This window comes from Streptomyces sp. NPDC029151, assembly GCF_055564315.1.
Genome location: NZ_JBVHWQ010000013.1, coordinates 77821 through 88399, shown reverse-complemented (window position 1 = coordinate 88399; position 10579 = coordinate 77821). Strand labels below are relative to the sequence as shown.

General features: G+C 74.8%; 8 protein-coding genes and 1 pseudogene. 3 read left to right on the top strand and 6 right to left on the bottom strand.

All coding sequences use genetic code 11. The features are described from left to right. From ACZ4VF_RS34630 to ACZ4VF_RS34610, 5 genes are all read right to left on the bottom strand, one after another. Nucleotides 1–557, bottom strand: a 557-nt coding sequence (locus ACZ4VF_RS34630) for a TOMM precursor leader peptide-binding protein (RefSeq protein ID WP_467930989.1), incomplete at its 3' end; no start/stop codon positions are given. After that, complete coding sequence (locus ACZ4VF_RS34625; protein ID WP_467930987.1) at nt 554–2896, bottom strand: DNA polymerase III subunit gamma/tau domain-containing protein; 2343 nt, start codon at nt 2894–2896, stop codon at nt 554–556. The genes ACZ4VF_RS34630 and ACZ4VF_RS34625, both read right to left, overlap by 4 nt. Further along, nucleotides 2893–4176, bottom strand: a complete 1284-nt coding sequence (locus ACZ4VF_RS34620; RefSeq protein ID WP_467930986.1) for a hypothetical protein — start codon at nt 4174–4176, stop codon at nt 2893–2895. The genes ACZ4VF_RS34625 and ACZ4VF_RS34620 overlap by 4 nt, the downstream gene beginning before the upstream one ends. After that, nucleotides 4173–7025: a lantibiotic dehydratase gene (locus ACZ4VF_RS34615; RefSeq protein WP_467930985.1), complete on the bottom strand. Its 2853-nt coding sequence runs from the start codon at nt 7023–7025 to the stop codon at nt 4173–4175. Before ACZ4VF_RS34615 ends, ACZ4VF_RS34620 begins: the two co-directional genes overlap by 4 nt. A 547-nt stretch (nt 7026–7572) precedes the next feature. Next, nucleotides 7573–7776, bottom strand: a complete 204-nt coding sequence (locus tag ACZ4VF_RS34610) for a thiazolylpeptide-type bacteriocin (RefSeq protein WP_467930984.1) — start codon at nt 7774–7776, stop codon at nt 7573–7575. Between the two features lie 631 nt (nt 7777–8407). On the opposite strand from ACZ4VF_RS34610, the gene ACZ4VF_RS34605 reads away from it, so the two are divergent. Continuing rightward, nucleotides 8408–8602, top strand: coding sequence for a hypothetical protein (locus ACZ4VF_RS34605; RefSeq protein WP_467930982.1), 195 nt, complete (start codon nt 8408–8410; stop codon nt 8600–8602). A gap of 94 nt (nt 8603–8696) precedes the next feature. Then, entirely contained in the window at nt 8697–8990 is a 294-nt protein-coding gene (locus ACZ4VF_RS34600) for a hypothetical protein (RefSeq protein WP_467930981.1), read from the top strand. Between the two features lie 47 nt (nt 8991–9037). On the opposite strand, the pseudogene ACZ4VF_RS34595 reads toward ACZ4VF_RS34600, so the two are convergent. After that, a pseudogene (locus ACZ4VF_RS34595) lies at nt 9038–9335 on the bottom strand (IS5/IS1182 family transposase); the annotation flags it as partial. A 323-nt stretch (nt 9336–9658) separates the two neighbouring features. Between ACZ4VF_RS34595 and ACZ4VF_RS34590 the strand changes: the two are divergent. Beyond that, on the top strand, nt 9659–10156 hold the full coding sequence (locus tag ACZ4VF_RS34590; protein WP_467930980.1) for a hypothetical protein: 498 nt from the start codon (nt 9659–9661) through the stop codon (nt 10154–10156). Nucleotides 10157–10579 lie beyond the last annotated feature (423 nt).

The window sequence follows — 10579 nt, the reverse complement described above, 5'->3', positions numbered from 1 at the left end:
TCGTCCACGACCGTGGCCGGGTCCGGGGGGAGAGGGTGGTCATCGACCGTGGCCGGGTCCAGGGGGAGGGGTTGGTCCTCGATCGTGGTCGGCCCCCGGTTGTCGTGTCGGGGGCCCGGTGGTTCGGCTGTGCTCCGGCCGGGGCGGGCGGTGGCGGACGACCGCGGTCGGTGCGCGTCGGCTGTCAGCAGGCCCACCGCGAGGCGGAGTGCGGCTTCGGCCAGCGGCGGGGTCCCGGTGCCGGCGAGGGCCAGCCGAGGGCTGTGCCATGGCACCCGGCCGCCGGCGGTGGCCAGCCGCTGGGACTCCGCGCAACGGACGCAGGCCCGGGCCCCGGGGTGGAGCACCGGCCCGATCACGGTCAAGGCCCCGTCCTCGCGCACTGGCACGAACCGCACCGGGTGGGTCAGGGCGTGCCGGCTGAGCCGCTCGGCGAGCGCGAGGTCCCACGCGGTCAGTCGTACGACGGCGGCTCCGCGAACAGTGGCGAGTGCCGCCTCCGGATCGAGGAGCGGGACGGGAAGGGCGTACGGATCGTACGGATCCGCGGTGCTCATCGTGGGTCTCCAGGTGCGGTCAGGACCGTGAATCCGCAGGCGCGCAGGGCCTCGGTCAGAGCCGGCTGACCGGTGCCCCGCCAGGGGGTGGGACGCAGGCCGGTCAGGCGGTGCAGAGCGGTGCGCAGGGCGGGTTCGCGGCCGGCGATCCCGGCCAGCCAGGCGTCGGTGCAGCCCTCGTCCGCCCAGCCGGCCGGTTCGGTGCCGGCCGCGGCCAGCGGGGCCACGGCGCCGTTGAGCACCGTGTGCCGTGCCGGGCCCGGGACATGCTGCGCGGCCATCGTGCGGGTGACGGCGTCGAGGGCGGCGAGGGCCACGGCGTCGGCCGCGGTGGCCTCGACGGCCCGGCTCACCGTGCCGGTGCCGGTGCCGCCGGCGGCCGGGAGGACCCGGATGACGGCCAGGTGCGCCTCTGCGGAACCGAGTCGCCGGACCGTCAGCTGGGCGGTGCGGCCCATGCGTGTCGTCAGCACGGTCCACCAGTGGCGGGCCTGCGGGTGCGTGCGCCAGGCCTCGTCATCAGGACTGTCCGCGTGGGCGGCCGCGGCGGCGGGATCGCTCTTCCCGGGCGGGAGGCCTTCTCGCTCGACGCTGTCGAGGGCGGCGCGGCGCAGGGCCCGGCCCAGGGCGTGGTCGGGGCCGGCCCCGACGACCGGGGCCGGGGAGCCGTCTCCCAGGGCGAGTTCGGCGGCCCGGCAAGCAGCTTCCAGCCGGGCGAGGTCCGCCCGTACCGCTCCGGCGACCAGCGGTCCCGCCGGAGTGCGGCAGGACACGAGCGACGCGGGGAGCTGCGGCAGGTGCGCGGGCTGGGGTGCGTCGAGCACTCCCAGACGCGGGTCCGCCAGGTCCGTGATCCGGCGCAGGGCCTCCCCGAGGTCCGGCACGGGCGGGGCGTCAGGCCGGCTGCGGCCCGCACGCGGGACCGCGGCCCACGGGTGGTATGCCGCCGCCGGCGGTCCGGTTCGGGCGATCAGTACCGCCGGGTGGCGGGCCGCTGCCGTGCGGGAGGCGTCCTCGGGCCCGGCGGGGTCGGGGAGGCCGGCGACGGCTGCGAGCAGTCGTCCGGCCGCGGCACCGGCGAGCAACGCGGTGTGCGTGCGGGACGGTGGGCCGGCGGAAGCCGTCCGCTGCGGCGTCCCGGTGCCGGCGGGAGCCGGGGACTGTGCGGGGATCGGGGACCAGGTGGGGGCCGCGGACGGCGCGGGAGCAGAGAGCGGCGCGGGAGCCGGTGCCGTCGGCCTCGGCCGCGTGGCGGGGGGAGCGGTCGGCGCCCCTGGTGCCGTGCCGGTGGTGGCCGTGTCGTCGGTATCGAGGAGGCCGGCGATGGCCGCGGCGGAGGGGGCGGGACGCAGAGCGATGGCGGCGTCGGAGCGGGCGAGACGGGTGGCGATGGCGGCGGCGTCGGAGCGGGCGAGGTGCGGGGGCCCGGGCTCGGTGACGAAGCCTCCGTCGGCGGTGCAGGACACGACCAGTGCCACGGCTCCGGACGGCGCGTCGGCCGTGATCACGGCCTGGTCCGGCGGCAGGCGGACGTCGGTCGCGATCCGAGGGGCCGCCCCCGAGCGGCGCAACGCCCCTGCGAGGCTCACGGCGAGCGGACTCAGGGGGTCGGCTGTGGCGAGGACCGGGTGCGCGGTCCGGATCGCTTCGACGGCCCTCGCCGGGTGGGCGGCCGTCGAACCGGGCCAGGACGGCAGTTCGGCGCCGTCGGGGTGCTCGACCAGAAGGTCGTGTTCGCGCAGTCGGGCCGTGAGCGTGCTCAACGCGGCCTCCACCCGGGGGTCGGCCTGGTCGCCCGCTCCGTTCTCGCCGCCTTCGCTGTCCGCGCCGGTGCCCGACCGCGCGCCGCCGTCACCGGGCACCGCGCGCTGCACGGCGCCGGCGAGCGAACCCGCAGCGGGTGGGTTCGCAGCGAGCGGGTCCGCAGGGAGCGGGTCCCCGGCTTGCCGGTCCACGCCGAGCGGGTCCGCGGCCTGCGGGTCCCCGGCTTGCCGGTCCACGCCGAGCGGGTCCGCGGCCTGCGGGTCCCCGGCTTGCCGGTCGACGCCGAGCGGGTCCGCGGTCTGCGGGTCCCCGGCCTGCCGGTCCGCGCCGAGCCGGTCCGAGAGCAGGCGCCACAGGGCCGGCAGCGCGCGGCTGCCCTCCAAGGTGACCCCGGTGCCGCGGCCGCGCAGGTGCAGACCCGCGCGCAGCGGGGTGACGGCCACGCCTGGCCGCAGCCGGAGCCGCCGTACCGCAGCCGTCGGGGGCGGGAGGGGGGCCTCTGGTGCCAGCTGGGCGGGTTCCGTGCCCGCGAGGGGGTTCTCCGGCGAGCCCGGTGCGGGGGGAGCGGCCGTCATGAAGCGCCCTCCACCGGCGAGGAGCCCTCGCCCGACGACAATCCTTCCACCGGCGCAGAGCGCTCCACCGACGCGATCACCTCGTCGAGGTGGGCCTGCCAGGTGTGCCCGGTGAGCTTCGGCACCGTGCGTACGAGCAGGTGCGCGGCGAGGTAACGCTCCACGGGCCGTAGGTCACAGATCGCGAACAGCCGGTAGAGCGCGTTCGTACAGGCCCGGTAGACCAGGTAGTCGGGCCGGCTCCACATCGTCCCCCGCGGGTCCGAGCGGTGCAGCCGGCGGTGGAATTCGCTGAAGCGGGTCCGTACGTCCTGGTCCCAGCGCTCGGCCACCGTCGGGTCGCCGAGCGCCGCCGCGCGGTTGCGGTACTCCAGAGGGTCACCGGTGAGGTCCGCGCCCGAGGCCAACCGCTCCTCGGTGATGCGCCACGCCTGGGCGGACCAGTCGGCCCAGGCGCGTTCCCAGCCCGTCGCCCCGCCGCCCGCGATCCGCTCGACCAGGGCGGTGACGGCCGGCTCCGTGGCCTCCCACCGGCGCTCGAAAGCCGCTCGCAGCCGTCCCTCCTCGTCCTCGTACGTGAAGAAGTCCTCCAGGTGCGACACGAACGAGTAGTGACCACCGGTCAGCCCCTGCGGGTGCGCCGCGGCGTGCGCGGCCAGCGCCGCGACCGCGAGCTGCACCCGGGCGGCGGGCGAGGCGTCGTGCCCGCACAGGAACGCGCACCCGGTCTCCAGCGCCGGCAGGCCCAGCGCCAGCAGGTCGTCCCGGAGCCGGGCCCCGTCGGACCCGATCAGGGCACGCAGGGACGACTGGTCGACCGGCTCGACGCGGACGGTGCCGTCCGGGACGAGCGGGCCGTACGGCGGGGCGATCAGCTCCGCGCGGCCGGCGACGGCGGCCCGGGCGAGCAACTCCTCCTCGGTGACACGGGCGGCCGGGGGATGGGCGGCGGTCCAGCTGCGCAGGGTGGCCGCGGCGCGGTCGGCGGCCGTGGCCACCGCACCGGGTGTCCCGCGCAGCCGTATCCGCACGTGCGGGCCGTAGAGCCAGTGCCGCTCGACGTGCGCGGCCACTCCCTCGGCGGCGGCCCGACGGGCCGACGGCAGGACAGCCTCGCGCAGCAGCGGGGCTTTGTCGTCGCGGTAGTCGTACAGCACCACGTCGAGAGCCGGGGCGGGGCCGGACGCGGCCGGGGTACCGGGGGCGGTGGTGCGGGCGGGACCGGGTGCGGCCGAGGTCGTGGGTACGTCGGTGCGGGCGGGGCCGGACGCGGCGTTCATCGGGTGTCTCCTGGGCGGGCTGCGGGCGAGGCGGCCCGAACGGCGGCGGGGGCGGCCGTACGGCGGCGTGCCGGACGGTACGTCTCGACGACGGACTCGACGGCGCGGGCGGGCCGGTCCCGGCCGCCGAAGACGGGTAGGGCCTCCTCCAGGACGACGCCGCGGGGGTGACGTGCCAGCCAGGTGCCCAGGCAGCGCAGGTGCAGGGCGTTGCCCAGGTCGACCGCCTGCGGTTTGGGTGCCCGCAGCCGGGCGACGAAGTCGTCGACGGCGTGCCCGCCCGAGGGCTGCGGAGCCGGATGCAGGAACAGTTGTTCCGGCAGGTCCAGCAGAGCCCGCCAGCGGGTCACCGTGGCGGCTGGTACCTCCCGCTCCTCGGTGGCGAGTTCCGCGCGCAGCGCGTCGAGCGCGGCGGGCCCGAAGTGCCAGCGGCGCCGGGCGAGCACCAGATGGCGGTGGCGCAGCCGTGGTGTGCGGACCACCTGTCCGCCCGGCGCGGTCATGACGTGCCGGGGCAGCAGCGGGCGGAAGTCCACCACCCCCGCCGGATGGTCGCAGAGATACGGTGCGAGCCGCTGCGGCAGCATCACCGGGGCGAGGAACCCCAGGTAGAGCACGTCCAGCAGGTCACCGGTCGCTCGTACCCGCAACCGCAGCCGGTCGGTGGCCGCGTCGTGGACGAGATCCACGTCGGCCTCGGCGAGGGAGGTCCGGCCGCGGTCGGGCCCGATCTCCTCGGCGAGCAGCAGGGGGTGGAGGTTGGCGTTGAACCCGCCCACGGGCCGGATCTGGGCCGCCCGGGCGCCCCCGAGGCCCCGCCGTACGCGCTCGCCGACCGCGGCCGCCGCTCCCGCCGGGAGGGCGTCGAGAAAGCGGCTGGTGAACCGGCCCCAGCCGCCGTAGACGTGGTTGACGCACAACAGATCGGCCTCGTGGACCCGTTGGACGAAGAGGGAGTAACTGACCGGCCGGGTGGCCGTCCAGTGGGGCAGACGGGCGGCGAGGGCGCGGACGGGCCGGGCCGGCAGGACCAACTCGGCGGCCCGTTCCCCGTCCGGCCCGGCCGCCATTCCTGCCAGCTCGGTGAACTCCTCGCGCAGCCGCACGAGTTCGGTCAGTCCGGCAGGCAGCCCGGGGTCGTCGGACGTGCGGGCTGTGTGGCGGCCGGCTTCCTCCCAGGCGGCGGCGGTGTCGGCGCCGAAGCTCCACGGGTCACGGCAGACGCCGCCTTTCCCGTAGCGGGCGACGAAGCGGTCGCGGGCGACCCGGCTCATCACATGTCCGAGGTCGAACAGCTCGGCCAGGGAGGTGAGTTCGGTGAGCGCCGTCTGATCGGCCGGGGTGAGCGGATCGTACCCGGCAGGACCGTCCTCGTACCGCACTCCCGCGGTGGCAGCGTCCACGCCCGCGTCCGCGTCCACGTCCGCGTCCGAGGCCTTGGCCGGCGCGGCTGGCGACCGGCGCGGGGACAGGGGAACGGGGTGGACGACATCCTCCGTGAGGACCGTCAGCGGGGCCGCGTCGGGCGCGACGGGCCGCCCGGTGTCGGCGAGCAGCTGGTGCCAGCGTCCGGTCAGGGAGGTGAGCAGGGCGGGGCGCTCGGCGGCGGGGGTGGTCGAGAACCGTGCCGTGTCGTGGGCGAGTCGGGAGATCCGGCCGGCCAGCACGGTGTCCTCGGGCCATTGGCCCAGCCAGTCGGCGAGTGCCCGGAGGGGAGCGGGGTGCTGCGGGTCGACGGGTTCGGCGGGGACGAGTAGTCCGGAGTCGGCGAGCCGGTCCACGAAGCGTGTGACGGCGGAGTCGTCGGCCGTGCGCCCCAGGGCGGCCGCGAGCCGGCCGGTCAGCGTGTCAAGGGTGAGCGGGCCGTCGGCGAGGGCGGCGGCCAGCGTGTCGAGCGCGGGGCGGGCGGCCACTTCCGCCATGTCCTCCCTGCTGACCAGGTACCGGCCGCCGGCGAAGAGCGCCTCCGCGCGGGCGAAGCGGACCCGCCCGTCGGCCGGCTGCCCCGTGCTCGTCATCCGGTGGGGGAGGGTGCGGCGGCGGCGCGGCTCGTCGAGCAGGGCCGCGGTGAGCGCAGTGACGAGCGTGCGGTTCTCCTTGACGACGGAGACCGGGGCAACGGGGGACGCGGTCGCGGGTCGGGGTGCGGAGGTGACGATGGTGGGCCCCGGTGCGGGGGTGACGGTGGTGGGGATGACGGGGGCGCCGACGACAGATTCGGCAGATTCGGCCGCCCACCCGATGGAGGTGAACCACGACAGCGGACTGGTCTTCGTACTGGCCCGCAGGGCGTGCCGGAGAACCGACGCCTCCTGCTTGCGTGCCCACCGCCCGGTCGCGCCCTCGCCGGCCCTGCTGACCGCATGCAGCAGATCGGCACTGGTCAGGGCGACGGCCCGGGCGAAGGCGGGGGAACGGCAGAGGCCGGCTAGTGCGCCGCGTTCGGCGGCCAGGGCGCGCGGTACAGCCGTGCCCAACTCGTCCAGCAGCCGGGCGCGCAGCTGTCGCAGGGCGAGCCAGTCGGTGAGCCGCGGCACCCGGTCGGGAAGGGTGCCGAGTCGCGCGATGAGGGCGGGGCGGGGCTCGCGGTCGTTGTGCAGCGCACGGCGGAGCGGGAGAACCACTCGTCGGTGGAAGTCCTCGTCGTGCGTGCCGCGCGTGGCGAAGAGGTCGTCGCACAGGGCCGCCCGCAGGGCGGTGTCCCGGGCGGCCAGAGCGGTGAGCCGGGCGAGCAGGGCCCGCACGGCGGCGCCGGAGGCGGTCTGGGCGGGGTACGCGAGCACGGTCGTACGGACGAGGGCGTACGGCGCCATCCGGTCGTACGGGTCCGCCGGGTTCGAGCGGTACACCTGGTCGTGCGGATCCGCCGGGTCCGCGTGGTCCCCTTGGCCGTACGGGCCCGCCGGAGCCGAACGATCCGCCGGGCGGTGCGGATTCGCCGGACCGGAGCGGTCCACCTGGCCGTGCGGGGCCGCCGGAGTGTCTGCCGCAGCTGACTTGGACGGATCGACCCGGTCAGGCGGCGGCACGCGCACCGGGGCTGCCGGCGGGGTGGGGTACGACATGACAGGGGCTCCCGGCATACGGCTCGGAGGGCGTTGGGATCAGTGGAGCGGGCGGGAAGGGAAGCGGGCGGGGCGGGCGTCTGCGCGGTCCGGGCATCGGGTGACGGCGGCCGGCGGGGCGGGAGCCGACACGGACACGGGCCCGTACGGCCGACCGGGCCCGTGCCGCCGGCCGGCCCCGTACGGCCGGCCGGGTGCACTGGGCGAGCCGGCCGGCCGCACGATGACCGCCGTGATACCCCGGCCTCGCGGAACGCGAGGCCGGGGGCGGATCAGATCGGCACGTGAGGCCCTCCAGGTGCGAAGGGCTCAGTCCGGATCCTGTGGGAGGTCAGAGGACGACGGGTCCGTTGTCCTGCGGCTGCGCACACGACGACGAGCCCTGGCACGAGCAGGAGCCCCACGAGGCTCCGTTCTCGGGCAGCGCGGCGGTGTCGCGCAGCGATGTCACGGTCAGGTCGGTGAGGTCCAGGTCCGCGTCGAGGGCGAGGTCCTGGAGCTCCAGGGCGTCCTGCTGGTTCGGGCCGAGAGACATGACGTATTCCTCCGAGAGAGGGAGACCGGAACGCGCCGTCGGAACGACAGCGCGGACATGCCAAGAAGGCATGGGGAACAGCACTCGCAGCTGCAGAAAGAGCCGAACGATCATTCGCCGTACAGCAGTGAGTGTGGGTCCGGGGCGACGGCGGCATCAAGGCCGATTCAGACATTGGCCCGTTGTGATCGTGCCGGTCCGGTGTCTCCTGGCATGCTCCGGCAGGCTGCCGTGGAGGTGGCCGGCTTGACTCATGGTGAATGAAATGTGTCGTTCCGTGTCCTTTGTGTGATGGATCTTTCTCAGATGTCCATGGAGTATGCGAAGGGGCCAGCAAACGGATGATGCACCTCCGTTGATGAGGAATCGCCCCTTCCGGATATCCCGGAACGAACCGGACCCGTCCGCGTGGCGTACGTCACGCGATTGAGGGTGTACTACCGGTCACTGCCCGCGCACCCGCCGTCCCCTCCCCATCCCGTCCCCCCGCTACCGCCCACCCCCCGGCCGGCTTTCTGTCCGTCCCGCCCGGCCCGAAAGGCGGGTGAACGCCTCGGTCTCCTTCGCCTGCCGTGGGTACTCGGCACTCGTCACTGCCCGAACGAACGGCGCAACCTGCTGGGGGAGAGTCATGGCAGAGAAGCCTGATGACCGCGAAGGCAACCGGTTCTGCAAGGCGTGCGGCACGCCGGCCGCAGACGGGAAACTGTGTGACCACTGCGGTGCCGTTCTGGACCTTCCGGACGCTGCGGGACTGGTCGAGGACGAAGGTGCGGCGGTGCGGCGCGACTTCGAGGGGCGCGCTGAGCAGGAAGAGCGGAAGTGAGCGGTAGGACACGAGGCGGCAAGGCGCGAAGCGGCAAGGCACGCGTGGAACATCCGGCCCGCTGAAAAGGGCGTCCGGGGGTACACGGCTGCGCATGGCACCGAAGACCGAACGCGTCATGTTCCTGCGGGCCGTGCGACAGCTGCACCGGGTCCGCTCTTTCTACGCCGGGGGCGCCCTGCTGTGGGCGGTGTGCGCCACCTGGACCGGCTGGCAGCAGCCGGGGGGTCGGCAGATGTGGGTGTCCGTCGTCCTCCTGGCCGTCTTCACCGGGCTCCTCGTCACCGCCGCCTTGTCCCTGCGTCGCCTGGCCGTCCCCGAGACGGGCCGGCCCGCGCACCACGCGGCCTCGCACAAGGCGGCACGTCCTCATCACGCACACGCCTGAGGTTCCGCTCCCCAGACGAGTCGACCAGCTCGCACAACCCCTGGATCTTGTTGCCGGCCTGGCCCCGTGTCAGTGGCGGACGGGTGGCCGCCGTCGGCGATCACGACACCTGTGCCGACGGCGGCCCTCGCGCCCGACTCCGCCCGTGCGTCGCAGTCGTTGCGGTCACCGGCGAGCGGTCGCCCCACACGACGGCCAGGCAGGTGTCGGCGTTGATGACGGCCCGGTGGTGGGTGGAGCACTGGTGGCTCTTCGACCGAGGTTCGTTCGCTGGTAGGCCGCGACCACACAGGGCCCGGCCTCCAGTGGAAGGCCCGACGGCCGACCCCTGCGAACCGCGTCCGCACCACCCTTGAACGGTCGCCCGGCTGATCCTGGCGATCGTGCGGCTCGTACCTGCCCTCGGGACGCAGAGAGGCTGCGTCCCCACGTCGCTCCCGGGCTCAGGACCCCAGCCGCACGGTTGGCCGCACGACAGTGGGGGTGTTTGCGGTGGACGGGGGTAGCCGGTCCAACGCGGTGAGGGCGGGCGAAGCCGAGCCTGTCCGGATCGCCGCTGAGGCGAATGGGTGCGGGCACACGAACCCGCTGGCCCCCTCCTCGCCGTACTACTGGCAGCAATGGCACGGGCAGGCTTCCGGCGGGGAGCAGTCGTCGGTGGGGGTGAAGTGGACGTTCCTCAGGGTTTGCTGTTCGCCGCGGTCTTCCTTCTGCTGGTTTCGGGGTCGGCCGCCGGCGCATGGTGGTGGACGCGGCGCCGGGCAGCGGAGTTGGGACTGAGTGCGAGCCGGTACGCGCGCGTGGGTCGCCGTCTGCAGCGGGGCGAGTTGCCGGAAGATCCCGCCGAGTTTCCTGCCGCGATCGACATCGCCGCACGTCAGCGCCGCGCGCTGGACACCCGGCAGCGTGGGTGGGTGCGGTGGGGGATGAGGGCCGCCGTGCTGATGTGGTTGGTGAGCGCCGTCTTCCAGATTCTCGCCGCCCGTTACGGATACGCCTGCTTCCAGATCCTCCTGGCCTGCGCGTTCCTGGCCAATCCCCTCACCGCACGTCGGCAGCGGCGCCGCCTCGACGCCGTGGAGCAGGCCCTGCACGAACACCGGGCCTCGCCGGGGGCGGTCAGTGAACCTGGGGGAAGGTCGTTTCCCCCGCCTCCAGTTGAGTGAGTGCCTCAGCGTGCTGCGGAGCGTTGTGCGCCGGCACCGTCCAGCGGCTGCCGTATCCGGCCGTGCGCCGTCGCCGGTCGCGCCCGTGCGAGCGCGCTCTGCGGTGGCGGGGGCGACTTCGGCCTCCAGCAGGATGGTCAGGCGAAGCTTCGCCCCTGCGTGGCGCCTTGCTCGCACACGGTCTCAGCGGTGCCGGTGTCGTATCCGGCCTCGGTGTCCGGCTCCACGCATGAGACCGTGTCAGCGCCGGCGGGGGCAACGGTGAGGAGGGGCAGGCCGGCGGCGGCGGGGTCGGCCTGATCCGCGGACCGGCTCGAAGAAATCTCCTAGGGCCGCAGGTCGGACACTGGATACCCTTGCGCAACCGACCTGTGTACCGGCTTTCGACCGGGCATGGCCTGTGACGACCCAGGGGAACCACAT